The following is a 17938-nucleotide window of genomic DNA, read 5'->3' as shown; positions in this document are numbered from 1 at the left end:
GTGTGCCGCCTCGGGGCGTGCGGCCTCGCGTTCGCCCTGCTTCTGCTGGCCGGCTGCGCGGACGGTCCCCGCTGGGAGCGGGACCGCCTGTCCGAGGCGCTGCCGCCCTTTCTGGCTGGCTGCCTGGCCCTTGCCGATCCCGGACTCCTCGCCCCCGCCTGTGCCGAGGCGGCCCGGCTGCCCCCGGGCGACGAGACCGCCGCCCGCGCCTTCTTTATTCGCCATTTCGAACCCAGCCCCGCCGGGGAAGGCCTGATCACCGGCTATTACGAGCCGGTGCTGCGCGTCTCCCCCGTGCCCGCTCCGGGCTTCACGGCCCCCCTGCTTGGCCTGGTGGAAGCCCCCGACCTTCCCCGCGCCACCATCGAGGCCGCCGTCGCGGCCGGGGAATGGCCCGGCCCCGTCCTCGCCTGGGCCGATCCGGTGGACGCCTTCTTTCTCCAGATCCAGGGCTCCGGCCGCGCCGTCTTTCCCGACGGCACCGAGCGCCGCCTGGGCTATGCCGGCAAGAACGCCCAGCCTTACGTCCCCATCGGCCGCCTGCTGATCGAGCGCGGTGCCATGACCCGCGAACAGGTGTCCATGCAGTCCCTGCGCGCCTGGCTCCATGCCGCCCCGCCCGCCGAGGCCCGCGCGCTGATGGATGCCAACCCGTCCTGGGTGTTCTTCCGCTGGCGCGACGACCTGCCCGCCGCCGGCGGCCCGGCCGGCACCCTCGGCGTCCCCCTCACGCCCGGCCGCTCCGTGGCGGTGGACCGCGCCCATGTGCCGCTCGGCCTGCCCGTCTGGATCGCCACCCGCCACCCCCTGACCGGCGCGCCCATGGAGCGGCTGGTGATGGCCCAGGACACCGGCGGCGCCATCCGCGGCGCGGCGCGGGCCGACCTGTTCTGGGGATGGGGCGAGGAAGCAGGCCTGGCCGCGGGCCGCATGCGCGAAACCGGGCGGATCTGGGTGCTGCGCCCGCGCTGAGCGCCGGCCGTTGGCTGCGCCGCGCCGCGCGCCTATCTTGCACCCGATGTCCGACACAAAGCCCCGCGTCGCGCTCTTCGTCACCTGCCTGGTGGACCTTTACCGCCCGAGCGTTGGCTTCGCCGCGATCCGGCTGCTGGAGGAAGCGGGCTGCCTCGTGGAGGTCCCCTCCACCCAGACCTGCTGCGGCCAGCCCGCCTACAACAGCGGCGACCGCGCCACCGCGCGCGACCTCGCCCGCCCGGTGATCGACGCCTTTCTCGGCTTCGACCACGTGGTGGCCCCCTCCGGCTCCTGCGCCGGCATGATCGCCCACCACTATCCTTCCCTGTTCGAGGACGACCCGGCCTATCGCGGCAAGGCCGAGGCCCTGGCCGCCCGCACGCACGAGCTGACCTCCTTCCTGGTGGACGTGATGGGCTTCACCGCCCCCCGCCCCGCCTATGACGGCGTCGCGGCCTACCACGACAGCTGCTCGGGCCTGCGGGAGATGGGCGTGCGCGCCCAGCCCCGCCGCCTGCTCGCCGGGGTGCCCGGGCTGACGGTGAAGGAACTGGCCGAACCGGAGCTCTGCTGCGGCTTCGGCGGCACCTTCTGCGTGAAGTACCCGGCCATCTCCACCCGCATGGTCACGGACAAGGTGGCCGACATCCGCGCCACCGGCGCCGACACCCTTCTGGCGGGCGATCTCGGCTGCCTGCTGAACATGGCCGGGCGCCTCAAGCGCGAAGGCAGCGACCTGCGCGTGCGCCACGTGGCCGAGGTGCTGGCCGGCATGACCGGCGAGGTCGCACCCATCGGGGAGCCGGCACCGACCCGCCCGTGATGCTCCGCCGATGATGCTCCCCAGCCTGGGCCGCCGCCCCATCCTGCTGACGGCCCTGGCCGTGGGGGTCGGGGCGGGCCTGCTGGCCTGGGTCCTGGGCGCCCGCGGCACCGGCGCCACGCTGGCCGCCTGGAACGCCTCGGCGCTGTGCTACGCCGTGTCCATCACCGCCACGCTGTGGGACGACGAACCCGAGGCCCTCGCCCGCCGCGCGGCGGAGCTGGACGCGGACCAGTGGGCGATCCTGCTGCTCAGCACCCTCGCCTCACTGGCGGCCCTGGCTGCCGTGGTCGCGGACCTCGCCGCCGCCAAGGGCACGCCCCAGGCCGGGGGCGCCGCCGTCCTGGCCGGCGGCACGGTGGTGGTGTCATGGCTCTTCGTGCAGGTGCTCTTCGCCCACCACTACGCCCATGTGCACTGGCTGCGCGGGGAGGGCCTGGACTTCCCCGGCAACGACCGGCCGGACTTCCCCGAATTCCTCTACTTCGCGATGACCGTGGGCATGACCGCCCAGGTCTCGGACGTGACGACCCGCACGGCCCGGATGCGCCGCATGGTGCTTGGCCACGCCTCCCTGTCGTTCCTGTTCAACGCCGTGGTGGTGGCCGCCGCGGTGAACCTGGCCGCCGCCCTCCTGGGCTGAGGCTAGCCCTCGCCCGCCGCCACCCGCCCGATCGCCCACTGGATGCCGCCCGAGCCGGCCTCGGCGGACACCACCACCTGCCGGGTCGCCCGCGCTTCCCCGAAGAGCTGCACGCTGTCCTCCACGCTCACCACCCCGCCCCGTGCCCGCAGCCGCCAGGAGGATCCGGAGGGCAGGCGCAGCAGCACCGATCCGCCATCCTCGTGCGGAATGGCCGTGACCGCGTGGTGCAGGTGGAAGCGCACCGCGAAGGCCGGGGGCTGCTCCGCCTCCACCAGGTCCTCGCCCCGGAGGTCGTCCCCGGATTCCGCGAGGTAGAGGCGGCGGCGGTGCAGGGCGCCGAAGCCGCGCCGCCAGCCGTCATGCGTCGCCTCCAGCCACTGCGCGCCGCTGGCCTCGTGGCGCTCGGCCTCCACGTGCTCGGGGCGGCGGCCAAGGCCCTCCTCGGTCAGCTCGCTGCTGTTGGTGTCGGCCAGGGTCAGGGTGGAATGGGCGGCGGTGGCGCGCATCGCGTCCCGCCAGGCGCCCTCCGCCGCCGGGGCCGCGCCGCAGTTCACGATCATGCGGTCCCGCCCCACGGACATCTCGAAGGACAGGGTTCCCGCGTGGTGGTGGCGGTCCGCCCCGCGCGGCAGCCCGCCCGGGCCGGGGGAACCACCCTTGGGCGGCGGCGCGCCGCAATCGGCGATCACCAGCGTCCGTCCGGCCTGGAGGCGCTGGAACCCGGCATCCCCCAGGATCAGCGGCGCCCGCCCGCGCGCCTGCGCCTGGGTCAGCACCAAGTCCAGCAGGCTCGCCGCCTCCTCCCGCGTGCCGTTGAAGGCGGCCAGCCCCCCGTCGCCGTGGCGGAACAGCCGCAGCGCGGGCGCCGCGCGGTCCAGCGCGTGGGAAAGGTGCGGCGGCGCCTCGATGCCCGCGCCGTGCAGCAGGTTGCGGATCTCGATCAGGTCCTGCAGGGCCAGCAGCAGGATGCCGGGGCTCCGCTCCACATGCGCGCCGTCCGGCAGGATCTGGCGGTCGATCTCGGCCGGCAGCAGCCGGAGGCAGCGGGACAGCCAGGGCTCCTCCTCCAGCGCCACGGCGGCCGCCAGCGCGCCCTTCAGCGCCACCAGCGCGCCCCGGTGCCGCGCCTCGGCCGGAAGGCTCGCCACCAGCATGCGGGCGTCCGACGCCAGCCGGGTCATCAGCGCGCGCCGGAACCCGTCCTCCGCCGTGGCCGCGGTGAAGTCCCAGTGGCCGAGCAAGGCCGAGAGCCGCGCTCCCGTCACCTCGGGCGTGGCCGCCAGCGGGTCGGTGCCCGGCGCCTCCAGCCAGGCGCGGGCGATGTCGCGCGCGTGCATGCGGGCGGCATCCGTGCCCAGCGCCCGCAGGTCGCGCAGCCAGGCGAAGCCGTGCAGCGCCGTGCGCCAGGTGGGGCTGCCCGCCCCGGGGCCGAAGGCGCTGGGATCGTCCGGCAGGGGCCGCACGGTGCCCGCCACCTCCATCTCCCCCTGCAGAAGGCGCTGCCCGCGCGCGGCATCCCCGGGCCAGAGGTCCCGGAAGGCGCGAGAGGGCGCCTCGGGCACCCGGATGGGCTTGAGCCCGGAAAGGGTGCGCCGCGCGCCGCGAAGCCAGTTGCCGCTCATGCCGCGCCCCCGCGAACCGCCGCCACCGCCGCCGCGCGGTCGGCCGCCCCGAAAACCGCCGTGCCCGCCACCAGCACATCCGCCCCCGCCGCGATGCAGAGGGGCGCCGTGCGGGCCGTGACGCCACCATCCACCTGCAGGTGGATCGGCCGCCCGCTGGCCTCGATCATGCCGCGCAGGGTCGCGATCTTGGAAAGCTGGCTGTCCAGGAAGGACTGCCCGCCGAAGCCCGGGTTCACCGCCATCACCAGGATCAGGTCCACGAGGTCCAGCACATGGGCGACGCTCTCGACCGGCGTTGCGGGGTTCAGCACCACGCCCGCCTTCTTGCCGAGCGCGCGGATGGTCTGCAGCGAGCGGTGCAGGTGCGGCCCGGCCTCGGGATGGACCGAGATCAGGTCCGCCCCCGCCTCGGCGAAGGCCGCGAGATAGGGGTCGGCCGGGGCGATCATCAGGTGGACGTCGAAGGGCATGCGGCTCAGCGGGCGCAGCGCGCGCACCAGGGCGGGGCCGAAGGAGATGTTGGGCACGAAATGCCCGTCCATGATGTCGAGGTGCAGCCAGTCGGCGCCCGCGGCCTCCACGGCCCGGACTTCCTCGCCCAGGCGGGTGAAGTCGGCGGCCAGGAGGGAGGGCGCGATCAGGACGGGGTGCGGGGCGGCGCTTGTCACGGAGCGGTTATGCGGCAGCGGGATTGACCGGGCAACCGAGTGCAACGAGGTCGCCCGACATGAGGCCGGGCCGCGGGGCCATGGGGCGGCGCGGGATTCCTCACACCGGCAGCGCCGTGGTGCCCTTCACCCGCTCCATCGCGAAGCGGCTGGTCACGTTGCGCAGCCCCGGCACGGTCGCCGTCAGCCGCCGGTAGAAGGCGTCATAGGCCGGCATGTCCGCCACCGCGACCCGCAGCAGGTAGTCCACGTCGCCGCCCATCCGCCAGCATTCCAGCACCTCCGGCATGGCGGCCACCGAGGCGGCGAAGCCCTCGATCCAGTCCGCGGAATGGTCTCCGATCTCCAGCGCCACGAAAACCGAGAGCGGCAGCCCCACCCGCGCCGGGTCCAGCAGCGTCACGCGCGCGGCGATCACCCCCGCCTTCTCCAGCCGCCGGATGCGCTTCCAGCAGGGCGTGGGTGTCAGCCCCACCTCCGTCGCGATGGCCGCCAGCGAGAGGGACGCGTCGCGTTGGATCAGCCGCAGGATCGCGCGGTCCGTCGGGTCCATCTCCACCATTCCCGCTACAGGCAAAATCCATCTCCCCAGGAGTGCATAGGTGCCAAGATAATCTTTCTGTTGCGTAATAACCCTGGGGTGGGAGAAAAACCAACTCCAAACTGACTGTGGTCTCCGGAATTCCCATGAGCGACCTGTCCCGCCGCCGCCTTTTCGCCCTCGCCGCCAGCCTGTCCGCCCCCCTGGCCCTCGGCGCCGCGCCCGCCATGGCCCGCCCGGCCCGCGCCCAGGCGGACGAGCCCATCTGGCCCGACCGCTCGCTCCGCATCATCGTGCCCGTGGCCCCCGGCGGCAGCCTCGACATCCTCGGCCGCAGCGTCGCCCGGGCGCTGACCGGCCCGCTCGGCCAGCCCGTGGTGGTGGAGAACCACACCGGCGCCGGCAGCAACATCGCCTTCGAGCTGACGGCACGCAGCAAGCCGGACGGCCTGACCCTGCTGATCGGCTCCGACCCGCTGACCATCAATCCCTCGCTTTATTCCAAGATCGGCTTCGACCCCGTGCGCGACTTCGCGCCGGTCGCCGAGCTGGTGCGCGCGCCGCAGGTGCTGGTGGTGAAGAACGGCCTGGAGGCCCGGAACCTCGCCGGCTTCCGCCGTCTGGCGCAGGAGATGGACGGGGCCGTCACCCTGGCCTCCCAGGGGAACGGCAGCATCGGGCACCTGGGCGGCATCCTGCTGGGGCAGACGCTCGGCTTCAACACCACCCATGTTCCCTATCGCGGCGGCGGCCCCGCCGTGGTGGACCTGGTGGCCGGCCACATCGACAGCCTGCTGGTCACCCTGCCCGCCGCCATCGAGCACATCCGGGAAGGCCGCATCCGCGCCCTGGCCGTCACCGGCGCATCGCGCAGCCCGGCGCTGCCGGAGGTGCCCACGGTGGCCGAGAGCGGCTTCCCCGGCTTCGAGGTGGTGACCTGGCAGGGCCTGCTCGCTCCCGCCAACACGCCCGAGCCCATCCTGGCCCGCCTGCACGCGGAAACGCGCACGGCCATGGCGAAGCCGGAGGTCGCCGACAATCTCCGCGCCCAGGGCTTCGAGCTGGCCTCGGGCAGCCGCGAGGACTTCGCGGCCCTGGTGCGGGCCGAGGCGGCGCGCTGGCCGGCCATCGTGCGCGCATCCGGCGCGCGCGTGGACTGAGGCGCCACGGGCTTCCGAAGCGGCGCGTTCCCCGGAATGTGCCGCGCAAGACCCCGGCAGCGCCTTGCACCGCAGGGCCCCGGCAGCCCCGGCCATCGATGCCGCGCGGGCCGATGCGGTCCCGCGCCCCTGCCTCAAACCACCGGCAGCCGCACCACGAAGCGCGCCCCCGCCACGCCGCCATCCGGGTTGCGCCGGTTCTCCGCCATGATACGTCCGCCCAGCGCCTCCACGATCTGGCGGGAGATCGACAGCCCCAGCCCCGAGTGCTGCCCGAAGCGTTCGCCCTGGGGACGCTCGGAATAGAAGCGGTCGAAGATCCCCTCCAGCTTGGCCTCCGGTATGCCCGGCCCTTCGTCCTCGATGGCGATCTCCGCCACCGCCCCGGTCACCTTGGCCCGCACCCGCACGCGGCCCGCGGGCGGGGAGAAGGAGAGCGCATTGCCCAGCAGGTTCCGCAGCACCTGCACCAGCCGCCCCTCCACGCCCCGCACCACCAGCGAGGCCGGGGCGTCCAGCTCGATCAGCGGGTCGTTCTCCCCGCGCGTCGCCGCCTGCAGCTCCGCGAGGGTGGACAGGATGGGCGCGATGTCCACCGGCTCCGACACCGCGCGCGACAGCTCGGCATCCACGCGGGAGCTGTCGGCGATGTCGCCGATCAGCCGGTCCATCCGCACCGCGTCCTCGGCGATGATGGCCAGCAGCCGCTTCTGCTGGTCCGGGTTTTCCACCCGCCGCAACGTCTCAATGGCCGAGCGCACGGAGGTCAGCGGGTTGCGCAGCTCGTGCGCCACATCGGCCGCGAAGCGCTCGTTGCTGTCCACCCGCGCCCAGAGGGCGTTGGTGCCGCTCTGCAGCGCGCGGGCCAGGATGCCGATCTCGTCCTGCCGCGCCATCAGAGGCGCCGGCACCGAGCCGCCCCGCCCCTTGCCCTGCCGCATGGAGGCCGCCGAGCCCGCCAGCTCCAGCATCGGCGAGGCCAGCGTGCGCGTCAGGTAGAGGGACAGCGCCACCGTGATCGCCAGCGCCATGGCGAAGAGCGCCAGCACGGAGCCCCGGATCTCCATCACCCGCTGGTCCACCTCCCGCGCCTCGCGGGTCAGCAGCACGATGCCCACGGGCTGGTTCGCCCGCCGCGCCGGCTCGGCCACCGACACCAGCAGCCGCCCGTCCGCGGTGCGCCGCACATAGGGGTTCACGCCCCCCTCCAGCGCCAGCCGCAGCTCCTCCCGCCGGTCGGGGCCGAGGTCCGGCTGCCAGTCGAAGGAGGCGGCGCCGGGCGTCTCGTCCACCACCACGGCGGGGCCGCGCACGCGAGGACGGGGAAACCAGTCCAGCACGCGCTCGTAGATCCGGCCGATCACCCCCGCCACCGGTCCCGGCTGGCTCGGCGCCGGCAGCGGCTCGGTCACGATCGCGCCTCCCGGACCCTCCCGCACGCGGCTGTCGGCCACCAGCAGGCCGTTGTTGTCGAAAAGCTTCGCCTGGGTGCCCGTGCTCGGCTCGGTCAGCCGGCGCAGCAGCGGTCGCGCGATTTCCGGCACCAGGGTCGCGCGATCGTCCTGGATGCGCACGCCGGCCTCGGCGATGCCGTTGGCGTAGATGCGGGCCTGGGTCCGCAGCCCCTGCACTTCCGCCGCCAGCAGCCCGTCCTGGTACTGGTCGAGGTAGAGCAGCGTCGCCACCAGCAGGAAAGGCGGCAGCATGTTCACCAGCAGGATGCGCCGCAGCAGCGGCGAGAAGCGCCGGCTTGTCCGCCGCCGTTCCATCGGAACCGCAGGGGGCAGGTCGGTCGTAACGGGTCCGCTGGCATCCGGCATGGCCGCAGCATAGGACGAAATCAGCGGCGCGGTCAGGCCAGGAAGGCGGCGACGATGTGGCACGCGCCCAGCGGCTGCAGCGGGGCTCCGTGGCCATCCGGACGCGTCAGGGGAGAGATGGCAGCGAACGCAGGTAGGCGACGAGGTCGCGCATGTCGTCGTCGTTCATCTTTGCGTAGTACTGGAACCCCATGGGCGGAAAAAGGCGTCGCCCATCGGCCGAAACACCCTGCCGCAGGGCCCGGTGGATCTGCGCGTCGCTCCAGCCGCCCAGGCCCGCCTCCGGATGGGAGGTCAGGTTGCGCGCGACCGATACGCCCCAGGGTCCCTCGAAGGTCTGCCCACCCGCGCCGATCCGGGACCAGTCGCGTCGGCCGCCCTCGCCCATCGGCGTGTGGCACTCGACGCAATGGCCGACCGGGCCGGCGAGGTAGCGCCCGCGCACCACCGGGTCGTCCGCGGGCGGGTCCGGCACGCTCGCCACCGCCGGCCCATAGGCGGGCGGCAGGGGGATCCGGTACTCGCTCGGCGCGACAGCGTTCCGCACCGGCGGCACCGTGCGCAGATAGGCCACCATGGCCGCCACGTCGCGGTCCGACAGGCCGCGGTAGAGCTCGATCGGCATGGGCGGGCCGATGATCGTGCCGTCCGGCCGCTTGCCCTCGCGGATCGCCAGGATGATCTGCGCATCGGTCCAGCGGCCGATGCCCGTCTCGGGGTCGGGCGTGATGTTGGAGGAGACGGCGCGGAACGGCTTCTCGTCGAACACCATCCCGCCGGCGAGTGTCAGGCCCGGCAGGTTGCCGTCCGGCCCCTGCGGTGTGTGGCAGTTGCCGCATCCCGCGATGGATTCGACGAGGTAGCGGCCGCGCATGGCTGGATCCTGCGCCGGCTGCGCCGAAGCGGGCCCCGAAAGAGTCAGGCCAGCCGTGGCCATGAAAGCGAGCGCGAGCCAGGCCAGGCCCGTGAAACGGTGCATGCTTTCCCCGCTCGGCGGCGAGACCGCCTTCACGTCCTCATCCACCGCATTCTGCAACGATGGCGGCGCGCGCGGCAAGCATTCCGCAACGAGGTGGAAAGGACCGGCCGGCGCGGGCCGGGGGGAATGGGTTCCCCTCAGGCCTCCTTGTAGCGGTACCCGATCCCGTAGAGCGTCTCGATCTGCCCGAAGCTGTCGTCCACCGCCCGGAACTTCTTCCGCACGCGCTTGACGTGGCTGTCGATCGTGCGGTCGTCCACGTAGATGTTCTCGCCATAGGCGGCGTCGATGAGCTGGTCGCGGTTCTTCACCATGCCCGGCCGCGTCGCCAGGGCCTTGACCAGCAGGAACTCCGTCACCGTCAGCTGCACCTGCTCGCCCTTCCAGGTGCAGGTGTGCTTGGTCTCGTCCAGCACGAGGTCTCCGCGGGCGATCACGCCGCCCTGGGGCGTGCCCGAGCCCTCCGCCCGGCTGGCCTCGTTGCGGCGCAGCAGCGTCCGGATCCGCTCCAGCAGCAGCCGCTGGGAGAAGGGCTTGGTGATGTAGTCGTCCGCCCCCAGCCGGAGCCCCATCAGCTCGTCCAGCTCGTCGTCCTTGGAGGTGAGGAAGATCACGGGCATCCCGCTGCGCTGGCGCAGGCGCTGGAGCAGCTCCATGCCGTCCATGCGCGGCATCTTGATGTCCAGCACCGCCAGGTCCACCGGCCGCGCCAGCAGCCCCTGCAGCGCGCTTTCCCCATCGGTGTAGGTGCGCACCGTGAATCCCTCCTGCTCCAGCGTCATGGAAACGGAGGTGAGGATGTTGCGGTCGTCATCCACCAGGGCGATGGTATGGGGCATCGGACGTCCTTCACGGGCCAAAGACGAGGCGGACGGGCCTGTATGGGCCCCGAATATGGCGGGAGGATGCCATGACCGAGCGCGCACCGGGAGACGGGGGGGCCCAGGAAGTCCAGGGCCCCGCCCCGGCCGACAGGACCCATGACAACGGCACACCCGACAACGGCATCCTGGCCCGCGCCTTGATGCGCGCCGCCTCCGCGGCCACCCTCGCCACGGCTGGGGAGGGCGGCCAGCCCTTCGCCTCCCTCGTCACCCCCGCCATCGCGGAGGACGGCGCCGTGCTGCTCTGGCTCTCCACCCTGTCGGAGCACACCCGGCAGCTCGCGCGCGACCCGCGCTGCGCCCTGCTCTTCCTGGGCGAGCCGGACGGGCCGAACCCCCAGACCACGCCGCGCGTCACCGTCACCGGCCTGGCCGAGCCGATTGAGGACGCCGGCCTGAAGGCCGTCTGGCTCGCCCGCCACCCCTATGCCGAGCTTTACGCGGATTTCGCCGATTTCGGCCTCTGGCGGATCAAACCCATGGGCGGGCAGATGGTGCTGGGCTTCGCCAGGGCCCACCGCCTGCGCCAGGCCGAGCTTCGCCCCGCACCGGGCGAGGGCGTGGCGCCCACGCCGAAACCCGGCCCGAAGCCCGACCTCGGCCCTGGCCCTGACCCCGCCCCCGAGGGCGTGCCGTGACCGGCCGCGAGGAAGACTTCGTCGCGCAACTGGATTGCGAGGTTGCCACGCCCATCGTCATCGGCCCCGTGCCCGGCGGGGAACGGCGGGTGGTGCCCATCCTGGGTGGCCGCATCGCCGGCCCCCACCTGGAGGGCGAGCTTCTGCCCGGCGGCACCGACACCCAGCTCATCCGCGCCGATGGCGTAACGGAAATCGTGGCCCGCTACACCGTCCGGCTGCTCAACGGCGCCCTGGTGCAGGTCACCAACCGCGGCCTCCGCCACGCCGCCCCCGAGGACATGGCCCGGCTGCTGCGCGGCGAATTCGTCCCGCCCGAGCGCGTCTATTTCCGCACCACCCCCGTTTTCGAAACACCCTCCCCCGAACACGCCTGGCTGCACAGCCGCCTTTTTCTGGGCTTCGGGGAACGGCGGCCGGACACGGTGCGGGTGCGCATCTTCGTGGCCTGAGCACGAAAGCCGCTACTCGATCGCGCGGAACCCCGTCGCCTTCACCACCCCGGCCCAGCGCGCCGTTTCCTCCCGCATCAGTGCCCCGAACTCCGCCTGCCCCTTCGCCGCCACGCGGAACCCCGCCTCCTGCATCCGTGCCCGCAGCGCCGGGTTGCCCAGCGCCCGCAGCACCACCGCCTCCAGCTCCCCCCGGAGCGGCGCCGGGGTCGCGGCCGGTGCCACCAGCCCGAACCAGGCGTCGAAGGCAAGGTCGGGCTGGCCCAGCTCGGTCACGCTCGGCACATCCGGCATCAGCGCGGACCGCGCCGGCCCCGTCACCGCCAGCGCGCGCAACCGGCCGTCCCGCACCTGCGGCGCCACCAGCGCCACCGTGCCGAACATCCCCTGCACGGCACCGTTCAGCACCGCCGTCATGGCATCGCCGGTGGAGCGGAAATGCACCGCCTCCCCCTTCAGCCCGGCGCCCGCCATCAGGATCGCCGCCCCGAAATGCCCGGGCGTGCCCGCCCCGAAGGTGCCCATGAACACCCCAGGCTGCGCCTTCGCCCAGGCCAGGTAGTCCGCGAAGGCCGAAACCGGCAGGGCCGCCGGCACCACGAAGGCGAAGTCGATCGCCGCCACCTCCGCCACCGGCGCGAAGTCCCGCGCGGGGTCGTAGCTCAGCCGCGCATAGGTGCTGGGCGCCATCGCCAGCTGCCCGACCTCCCCCAGCAGCAGCGTCGTGCCGTCCGGCGCGCTTCGCGCCACCTCCTGCGCCGCGATGGCGCCGGCCGCGCCGGGCTTGTTGTCCACCACCACCCCGGCCGGCAGCGCCTCCCGCAGGCCGTCCGCCAGCAGCCGCGCCACCACGTCGGGCCCACTGCCCGGCGGAAAGCCGAGCACAAGACGGAGAGGACGGTCGGGCAGGGCTGCCCTTGCGCCCGCGGGCAGCAGGCTGGCGGCGGCGAGGCAGCCGGCCAGGGCGGCGCGGCGGGTGATGCGGGGCATGGACGATCCTTGCGGCTTTTATTGAGCTTTCATTACCATAAAGCATCGCCCCTGGCGCGTGTCCCGTACCACCCGCACCGCGATTCGGCACCGAAACGGCCCGGCGACGCACCTGCCGCACCGCACCAAATTAACATGCGCTTAGGGGCAAAAGTAACTGGTAGGTTATTTTGCGTAAAGCACCGGTTTGGCCGTAATTTGGCCTTCGGCCCCGGAGACATCCCGGCCCCTCGTGATTTCGTCCGTGACGCGCAGCGGACCCTGCCAGCCGGAGGCAAACGCCCACAATGACCGATTCCCGCAACGCCGCAGCCCTGTCCGGCACCGGCGTGGCCGCGCCCGCTACCCTTCACGCCAACCTGACGGCCACGGGCCTGACCACGCACGCGCTACGCCGCAACGAGGGCCGCCTCTCGGCGGACGGGGCCTTCATGGCCGTCACCGGCCAGCACACCGGCCGCTCCGTCCAGGACAAGTTCGTCGCCGACGACCCCGAGACCACCAAGGAGATCTGGTGGGGCAAGGTCAACCAGAAGCTCGACCCCGCGAAGTTCGAGACCTTCACCACCGACGTCCGCGGCTACCTCGCCGGGCAGCCCGAGCTGTTCACCCAGGACCTCTATGCCGGCGCCGACCCCGAGCACCGCATCAAGGTGCGCCTGGTCACGCCGAACGCCTGGCACGCCATGTTCGCGCGCAACATGTTCATCCGCCCGCCGGTCGAGGAGCTGGCCTCCTTCGAGCCCGACTACGTCATCCTCCACGCGCCCGAGATGGAGGCGAAGGCGGAGTACGGCGGCCGCCCCAACTCCACCACGCTGATCGCCCTTTCCTTCGCCAAGAAGATCATCGCGATCGCCGGCACCTCTTACGCCGGTGAGATCAAGAAGAGCATCTTCACGGTGATGAACTGGATCCTGCCTGCCAAGGGCGTGCTGCCGATGCACTGCTCGGCCAATGTCGGCAAGCAGGGGGACACGGCGCTGTTCTTCGGCCTGTCCGGCACCGGCAAGACCACGCTGTCTTCGGACCCCGAGCGCGCGCTGATCGGCGACGACGAGCACGGCTGGACCAAGACCGGCGTCTTCAACTTCGAGGGCGGCTGCTACGCCAAGGTCATCAAGCTCTCCAAGGAGGCCGAGCCGCAGATCTGGGACGCCTCCCACCGCTTCGGCGCGGTGCTGGAGAACGTGGTGGGCGACGAGCGCGGCAACCTCGACCTCGAGGACGGCTCGCTGACCGAGAACACCCGCTCCTGCTACCCGATCGAGTTCATCCCGAACACGGTTCAGGGCGGCATGGCCGGGCTGCCGAAGAACGTGGTGATGCTGACGGCCGACGCCTTCGGCGTGCTGCCGCCCATCTCCAAGCTGACCCCGGCGCAGGCGATGTACCACTTCATGTCCGGCTACACCGCCAAGGTCGCCGGCACGGAGAAGGGCCTGGGCAAGGAGCCGCAGGCCACCTTCTCCACCTGCTTCGGCGCCCCCTTCCTGCCGCGCCACCCCGAGACCTACGGCAAGATGCTGGCCGAGCTGATCGAGCGCGACGGCGCCCAGGTCTGGCTGGTCAACACCGGCTGGACCGGCGGCGCCTATGGCACGGGCAAGCGCATGAGCATCCAGCACACCCGCGCCCTTCTCCGCGCGGCGCTGGACGGCAGCCTCGCCAAGGTGGAGTTCGTGCAGGAGCCCTTCTTCGGCCTGTCCATTCCCAAGGCCCTGCCGGGCATCCCCGCCGAGGTGCTGAACCCGCGCGAGAGCTGGGCCGACAAGGCCGCCTACGACAAGACCGCGCGCGACCTGCAGTCCCGCTTCGAGGCGAACTTCGAGACCTTCGCGGGCGCCGTCAGCGAGGACGTGAAGAAGGCCGCCATCAAGGCCGCGGCCTGAACCAGACCCGGGGGAGGCACCGCCTCCCCCGGCCCTACCGCCTAGACCTCCATCCCGGCGGTCTGGAGCAGCGTCGCGAGGGCGAGCTGCATGTCGTGCAGCGTCTGGGCCGGCTCCACGTCCACCCATTCCTCCAGCGTATGCGCCCCGGCCCCGGCCCCCGCGCTGACCGCGATCCCGGGGATGCCGAGCGAGATCGGGATGCTCGCATCCGTCGAGCTCGCGACGACCTTGGGCGAGAAGCCCAGCGCCTTCGCCACCGCCGTCGCATGCGCCACCAGTTCGCTGTTCCGGTCGATGGCGCCCGCCGGCCGGTCGCCGATCTTCTGCAGCTCCACGGTCACGGCACCCTTGGCGGTGCTGCGCGCGGCGTTCTCCGCCTCCAGCGCCCGCTGCACCACCGCCCGGAAGTCCCGGTCGATGCGCGACAGCTCCTCGGCCGAGTCCGAGCGCAGGTCCACCTCCACCCAGACCTCGTTCGGGATGGAGTTCACCGAGGTCCCGCCCCCGATCACGCTGGCGCTGAAGGTGGTCCGCGGCTCCGCCGGCACCTCGATCCGCGACAGCCCCGCCATGGTCTCGGCAAGGGCGAAGGAGGGGCTGACGATGCCGAAATCCATGAAGCTGTGCCCGCCCGGTCCCCGGAAGGTCACGCGGTAGCGCAGCGACCCCGTGGCGCCGGAAACGATCGTCCCCATCCCCATCGGCCCCTCGACGGAGATGAAGGCCGCGATCCGCCCGGCATAGCGCCCCTTGGTGAAGAGAAAGCGCACGCCGCGCAGGTCGCCCAGGCCTTCCTCGCCGACATTGCCGACGAAGAGGATGTCGTGGCGTGTCCGCACCCCCGCCGCGTCCATCGCCCGCAGGAAGGCCAGGTTCATCGCCAGGCTCCGCGTGTCGTCCCCCACGCCAGGCGCGTAGAGCCGCGTGCCCTCGCGCCGCACCGTCAGGTCGGTCCCCGCCGGAAACACCGTGTCCAGATGCGCGGCCACCACGATGAGCGACCCGTTCCCGAGCCCCCGCCGCAGCCCCATCACGTTGCCCTCGGCGTCCATCTCGCAGTCCTCGAGACCGGCCTCGCGCAGCATCTCCAGATAGGCGCGCCCGCGCTCCTCCTCCCCGAAGAAGGGCGCCGGGATCTCCGTCAGCCGGATGATCTCCTCCACGAAGCGCCCGTGCCCGGCCGAGAGATGCCGCAGCGCCTCCTGGTACACCGCGCTTTCCATCACCCGCTCCACCATCGAACATCCCCTGGTTTGATGCCCCGCCCATGCGACGGCAGCCCCGGTATGTCCAGACGCGACGCGCGCGCTCAGGCGCGGAAGCGCTCCAGCAGGTCGGGCGGGCCCATCTGCCCGCCCTTGAGCATGATCTCGATCCCGTCCAGCGCGGGATCGTCGCTGTGGCCGCGGCAGAGCGCCACGCCCGGCGCGATCGCCCCGCCATGGGACAGCCCCCAAAGGTCCAGCGCCCGCGCGCCCAGGCTGGAGGTGTCGCCGCCCGCGATCCCCAGGCGCCGCACCGGGCGCTGCGCCACCACGCGCGCGAGCAGCCCAGCCGTCGCCGCCGCCACGTCCCCGGCGCGAAGGCCGTTCCCCTCCGGCCTCTCCGTCACGATCAGCACGTCCTCCCCCGCCCCAAGAAGCCCGCAGGCCTCGGCGGCCACCGACTCGGCGCCGCCATCGGCGAGCCGCGCGGGATCGACGAACAACCGGCGGTAGCCCCGCGCCTCCTCCACCTGCCGCCGCGTGATGGGCGAAAGACTGCCCGCCAGCACCAGCACCGGCCCGGATTTCGGCCCCAGCCCCGTGCCGCCCGCCTCGGCCGCGCGCCCGGCGCACCAGGCCTGCGCGACGCCGCTCGGCCCCACGGCGAGAAGCGGCGCTCGCCGGGCACGCGCATGAAGCAGCCGCCCGATCACGGCCAGGTCCGCCGCCCGGCTGACATCCAGCAGCACGGCCTCCGGCCCGGCCGCGAGGATCTCGTCCAGCACCGCTTCCAGCGCCGCATCCCCAAGCTCATAGGCGGGATAGGCGAGCGCGGCGGCATCCAGTCCCTGCGCCGCGACGTGCAGCCGCAGGTCGGCCTCGGCCATCGGCGTCACGGGATGGGCGCGCATGGTGGGGTGGCGGTCCAGCCGGTGCACCGCGCCCCCGGTGCCCGCGGCCGCGAAGAGATTGGCGAACAGGAGAAAGCGCCCGAGGTTGGGCTGCCCCCCCACGATCGGCCGGAAGGGATTGGGAAAGAAGCGCCGCAGCGTCGCGACCGCCACGCCGATGCTGCCCACCTCCGGCGCGCTGTCGAAGGTGGAGCAGCACTTGTAGTGCATCGCCCGCACGCCGATCCCCTGGAAGAACGCCCCCACCGCCTCCAGCTCGCGCGCCATCGCACCGGGCGCCATGGAACGCGACGCCCCGGCGATGCCCAGCGCGTCCAGCGGCCCCGCCTTCTCCAGCCGCCCCGCATCCGGCACGGACAGGAACAGCAGCGCCCGCATCCCCCGCCGCGCCAGCTCCGCCAGCGTGTCGGTGGCACCGGTGAAGTCGTCGCCGTACCAGCCGTATTCCGGGGCCGTCATCGGCCGCCGAAGGCCTCCAGCGCCTGGCGCAGGGCGGGGCTTCCCCCGGCCGCATCCTCCAGCGCCTCGCCGCGCACCGTGGCCTGCCAGGCCTCGCGGATGCTGGCGACGCCGGCGGCGGGCCCGCCCGGATGCGCCATCACGCCGCCGCCCGCCATGAACAGCAGGTCCGTGTGCCCGATCGCCGCGAAGGTGGCCGGCGCCGTGCCCGCCCATTGCCCGGACGAGAAGGCCGGCATCACCCGGTCGTCCACCTCGCCCGCCAGCGGCGTGACGCAATCGCGCGCGGATTCGATCACCTCCTCGTCCGCCTGCGCGAACTTCCCTTGCAGCCCGTGCACATGCATGTGGTCCACCCCCGCCAGCCGCCACAGCACCTGATAGGCCCCGAAGCCGATGCCGAGCAGCGCGTGGCGGGAAAAGGCACCAAAGCCGTTGCGGTGCCCGTGCAGCGCGAGGTCCGTGCTCCGCCGCAGCGTCTCGATCGCGGAGAAGCCGCACCAGTTCAGGCTCGCCATCACGCAGCTCCCGCCCTCGCGCTGCACGAGGTCGGCGTGGCGGCGCATGGCGTCCGTCTCGTCCGTGATGTTGAAGGCCACCATCACGCGCTTGCCCGTGCGGTCCTGGTGCCGGCGCACCGCCGCCATCACGGCGGGAATGCGCTGCGCCAGCGGCGCGTGGTCGGGGTCCGCGCTGATCTCGTCGTCCTTGATGAAGTCGAGCCCGGCCTCGCAGAGCCGCGCGACAAGGTCGGCGGTCTCCTCCGCGCTCAGCCCCACATTCGGCTTGACGATGGAGCCAACGAGCACGCCCTTCTCCACGCCCGTCAGCCGCCGCGTGCCCGCCAGGCCTTGCGCGGGCAGGGGAAAGCGGCGCCGATAGGCGGGCGGCAGATCGATGGATTCCAGCCGCAGCCCCGTGACCTCGCCGAGGTCGAACAGGTTGCCGGCGACGATGGAGGCGAGGGTCGCGAGGTTCGCGCCCACATTCGCCACCGGAAATTCGATGGTGATCCGCGCCCGCCGCCACGGCCCCGCGACCCCGCGCCGCGCGAGCCAGGCGTTGGACAGGGAAGGCGAACCCACCTCCTCCAGCAGATCCACCTGCACCGCCGTGGCGCGGGCGCGCTCGCGCAGGGCGTCCGTCTCGCCCTCCACGCGCGTGAAGGTGCCGCAGGACTGCTCGCCCGCCATCACCTCCGCCACTTTCGAGGGATCGAGCGGCGTCTCGATCAGGTAGGTCGCGCGGAAGCGGTCGTCCCGCATCG

General features: G+C 72.8%; 17 protein-coding genes. 7 read left to right on the top strand and 10 right to left on the bottom strand.

The genetic code is table 11. The annotated features are described in order from the left end of the window. Genes mltA through ACFFIC_RS13335 form a run of 3 tightly spaced genes read left to right on the top strand, consistent with a single transcriptional unit; the run spans position 1 to position 2441 of the window. Positions 1-972, top strand: coding sequence for a murein transglycosylase A (gene mltA / locus ACFFIC_RS13345; protein WP_377051060.1), 972 nt, complete (start codon positions 1-3; stop codon positions 970-972). Positions 973-1018: 46 nt separating this feature from the next. Continuing rightward, complete coding sequence (locus tag ACFFIC_RS13340) at positions 1019-1798, top strand: (Fe-S)-binding protein (protein WP_377051058.1); 780 nt, start codon at positions 1019-1021, stop codon at positions 1796-1798. Positions 1799-1808: 10 nt separating this feature from the next. After that, complete coding sequence (locus tag ACFFIC_RS13335) at positions 1809-2441, top strand: DUF1345 domain-containing protein (protein ID WP_377051056.1); 633 nt, start codon at positions 1809-1811, stop codon at positions 2439-2441. Positions 2442-2443: 2 nt separating this feature from the next. Here ACFFIC_RS13335 and ACFFIC_RS13330 read toward each other — a convergent pair whose 3' ends face one another. From ACFFIC_RS13330 to ACFFIC_RS13320, 3 genes are all read right to left on the bottom strand, one after another. Beyond that, positions 2444-4066, bottom strand: a complete 1623-nt coding sequence (locus tag ACFFIC_RS13330) for a heparinase II/III family protein (RefSeq protein WP_377051054.1) — start codon at positions 4064-4066, stop codon at positions 2444-2446. Further along, positions 4063-4737 (bottom strand): ribulose-phosphate 3-epimerase, encoded by a 675-nt coding sequence (gene rpe, locus ACFFIC_RS13325; protein ID WP_377051052.1) that lies wholly within the window; start codon positions 4735-4737, stop codon positions 4063-4065. Before rpe ends, ACFFIC_RS13330 begins: the two co-directional genes overlap by 4 nt. 100 nt (positions 4738-4837) lie before the next feature. After that, entirely contained in the window at positions 4838-5290 is a 453-nt protein-coding gene (locus ACFFIC_RS13320) for an Lrp/AsnC family transcriptional regulator (RefSeq protein ID WP_377051050.1), read from the bottom strand. Between the two features lie 134 nt (positions 5291-5424). Between ACFFIC_RS13320 and ACFFIC_RS13315 the strand changes: the two genes are divergently transcribed. Next, entirely contained in the window at positions 5425-6438 is a 1014-nt protein-coding gene (locus tag ACFFIC_RS13315; protein WP_377051048.1) for a tripartite tricarboxylate transporter substrate binding protein, read from the top strand. A 134-nt stretch (positions 6439-6572) separates the two neighbouring features. Here the strand turns inward: ACFFIC_RS13315 and ACFFIC_RS13310 are convergent, their stop codons facing one another. The 3 genes from ACFFIC_RS13310 to ACFFIC_RS13300 all read right to left on the bottom strand — a co-directional run bounded on the left by ACFFIC_RS13310 (position 6573) and on the right by ACFFIC_RS13300 (position 10076). Then, the gene (locus ACFFIC_RS13310; protein ID WP_377051046.1) at positions 6573-8258 is read right to left on the bottom strand and encodes a stimulus-sensing domain-containing protein; all 1686 of its coding nucleotides are present in this window, start codon (positions 8256-8258) and stop codon (positions 6573-6575) included. A gap of 106 nt (positions 8259-8364) precedes the next feature. Then, complete coding sequence (locus ACFFIC_RS13305) at positions 8365-9132, bottom strand: c-type cytochrome (protein WP_377051044.1); 768 nt, start codon at positions 9130-9132, stop codon at positions 8365-8367. Between the two features lie 242 nt (positions 9133-9374). Further along, positions 9375-10076 (bottom strand): response regulator transcription factor, encoded by a 702-nt coding sequence (locus ACFFIC_RS13300; protein WP_140884726.1) that lies wholly within the window; start codon positions 10074-10076, stop codon positions 9375-9377. Between the two features lie 71 nt (positions 10077-10147). Here ACFFIC_RS13300 and ACFFIC_RS13295 point away from each other — a divergent pair, with 71 nt between their 5' ends. Continuing rightward, positions 10148-10759, top strand: a complete 612-nt coding sequence (locus ACFFIC_RS13295; protein ID WP_377051042.1) for a HugZ family pyridoxamine 5'-phosphate oxidase — start codon at positions 10148-10150, stop codon at positions 10757-10759. Then, positions 10756-11211, top strand: a complete 456-nt coding sequence (locus ACFFIC_RS13290; protein WP_377051040.1) for a DUF3237 domain-containing protein — start codon at positions 10756-10758, stop codon at positions 11209-11211. The genes ACFFIC_RS13295 and ACFFIC_RS13290 overlap by 4 nt, the downstream gene beginning before the upstream one ends. A 12-nt stretch (positions 11212-11223) precedes the next feature. Here ACFFIC_RS13290 and ACFFIC_RS13285 read toward each other — a convergent pair whose 3' ends face one another. Next, a complete protein-coding gene (locus tag ACFFIC_RS13285; RefSeq protein ID WP_377051038.1) occupies positions 11224-12201 on the bottom strand; it encodes a Bug family tripartite tricarboxylate transporter substrate binding protein in 978 nt (325 codons plus the stop codon). Between the two features lie 287 nt (positions 12202-12488). Here ACFFIC_RS13285 and pckA point away from each other — a divergent pair, with 287 nt between their 5' ends. Further along, positions 12489-14093: a phosphoenolpyruvate carboxykinase (ATP) gene (gene pckA, locus ACFFIC_RS13280; protein WP_377051036.1), complete on the top strand. Its 1605-nt coding sequence runs from the start codon at positions 12489-12491 to the stop codon at positions 14091-14093. A gap of 41 nt (positions 14094-14134) precedes the next feature. On the opposite strand, the gene ACFFIC_RS13275 is transcribed toward pckA, so the two are convergent. From ACFFIC_RS13275 to ACFFIC_RS13265, 3 genes are all read right to left on the bottom strand, one after another. After that, complete coding sequence (locus ACFFIC_RS13275; protein ID WP_377051034.1) at positions 14135-15319, bottom strand: M20/M25/M40 family metallo-hydrolase; 1185 nt, start codon at positions 15317-15319, stop codon at positions 14135-14137. Positions 15320-15405: 86 nt separating this feature from the next. Continuing rightward, entirely contained in the window at positions 15406-16671 is a 1266-nt protein-coding gene (locus tag ACFFIC_RS13270) for a four-carbon acid sugar kinase family protein (RefSeq protein ID WP_377051032.1), read from the bottom strand. Next, entirely contained in the window at positions 16668-17936 is a 1269-nt protein-coding gene (locus ACFFIC_RS13265) for a ribulose-bisphosphate carboxylase large subunit family protein (RefSeq protein WP_377051030.1), read from the bottom strand. The genes ACFFIC_RS13270 and ACFFIC_RS13265 overlap by 4 nt, the downstream gene beginning before the upstream one ends. Positions 17937-17938: the final 2 nt, after the last annotated feature.

It is taken from the genome of Muricoccus vinaceus (genome assembly GCF_042433125.1).
In the GTDB taxonomy this organism is placed as follows: Bacteria; Pseudomonadota; Alphaproteobacteria; order Acetobacterales; family Acetobacteraceae; genus Roseomonas; species Roseomonas vinacea.
Note: the sequence above shows the minus strand (reverse complement) of the source record. Positions and strands in the feature narration are given on the sequence as shown.

What these genes read in the sequence shown, in the direction of transcription:
- ACFFIC_RS13340 (WP_377051058.1), top strand. Translation starts at nt 1,019, where the DNA reads ATGTCCGACACAAAGCCCCGCGTCGCGCTCTTCGTCACCTGCCTGGTG.
- ACFFIC_RS13335 (WP_377051056.1), top strand. Translation starts at nt 1,809, where the DNA reads ATGATGCTCCCCAGCCTGGGCCGCCGCCCCATCCTGCTGACGGCCCTG.
- ACFFIC_RS13330 (WP_377051054.1), bottom strand. Translation starts at nt 4,066, where the DNA reads ATGAGCGGCAACTGGCTTCGCGGCGCGCGGCGCACCCTTTCCGGGCTC.
- ACFFIC_RS13320 (WP_377051050.1), bottom strand. Translation starts at nt 5,290, where the DNA reads ATGGACCCGACGGACCGCGCGATCCTGCGGCTGATCCAACGCGACGCG.
- ACFFIC_RS13315 (WP_377051048.1), top strand. Translation starts at nt 5,425, where the DNA reads ATGAGCGACCTGTCCCGCCGCCGCCTTTTCGCCCTCGCCGCCAGCCTG.
- ACFFIC_RS13310 (WP_377051046.1), bottom strand. Translation starts at nt 8,258, where the DNA reads ATGCCGGATGCCAGCGGACCCGTTACGACCGACCTGCCCCCTGCGGTT.
- ACFFIC_RS13305 (WP_377051044.1), bottom strand. Translation starts at nt 9,132, where the DNA reads ATGCGCGGCCGCTACCTCGTCGAATCCATCGCGGGATGCGGCAACTGC.
- ACFFIC_RS13300 (WP_140884726.1), bottom strand. Translation starts at nt 10,076, where the DNA reads ATGCCCCATACCATCGCCCTGGTGGATGACGACCGCAACATCCTCACC.
- ACFFIC_RS13295 (WP_377051042.1), top strand. Translation starts at nt 10,148, where the DNA reads ATGACCGAGCGCGCACCGGGAGACGGGGGGGCCCAGGAAGTCCAGGGC.
- ACFFIC_RS13285 (WP_377051038.1), bottom strand. Translation starts at nt 12,201, where the DNA reads ATGCCCCGCATCACCCGCCGCGCCGCCCTGGCCGGCTGCCTCGCCGCC.
- pckA (WP_377051036.1), top strand. Translation starts at nt 12,489, where the DNA reads ATGACCGATTCCCGCAACGCCGCAGCCCTGTCCGGCACCGGCGTGGCC.
- ACFFIC_RS13275 (WP_377051034.1), bottom strand. Translation starts at nt 15,319, where the DNA reads ATGGAAAGCGCGGTGTACCAGGAGGCGCTGCGGCATCTCTCGGCCGGG.
- ACFFIC_RS13270 (WP_377051032.1), bottom strand. Translation starts at nt 16,671, where the DNA reads ATGACGGCCCCGGAATACGGCTGGTACGGCGACGACTTCACCGGTGCC.
- ACFFIC_RS13265 (WP_377051030.1), bottom strand. Translation starts at nt 17,936, where the DNA reads ATGCGGGACGACCGCTTCCGCGCGACCTACCTGATCGAGACGCCGCTC.